The sequence below is a fragment of the Erwinia sp. PME.40.26/001 genome, from assembly GCF_055556675.1.
The window spans coordinates 1-253 of the sequence record NZ_JBVHNP010000311.1 but is presented as its reverse complement, the minus strand read 5'-3'; the positions used below and the strand labels follow the sequence as shown (position 1 = coordinate 253).

At 68.8% G+C, this 253-nt stretch carries 1 protein-coding gene; it reads left to right on the top strand.

What is annotated here, in order from left to right; all coding sequences use genetic code 11:
* On the top strand, nt 1-253 hold a 253-nt coding region (locus ACZ3HG_RS24325; RefSeq protein ID WP_465335038.1), incomplete at both ends, for a choice-of-anchor tandem repeat GloVer-containing protein.

The following is a 253-nucleotide window of genomic DNA, read 5'->3' as shown; positions in this document are numbered from 1 at the left end:
ACCGGCTCACGCCGGACGGCACGCTGACGCTGGTCCACAGCTTCGCCGGTGCCACCGACGGCAGCGAGCCCAACGCCCTGGTGCTGGGTGCGGACGGTCGTCTCTATGGCACCACCAATGCCGGCGGCAGCAAGGGCCTGGGCACCGCCTTCAGCATCGGCACGGACGGCAGCTTCAAGACCCTGCATACCTTCACCGGCTTCCTCGATGGCCGTTATCCGACCGGCCCGTTCACGCGCGGCAGCGATGGCAA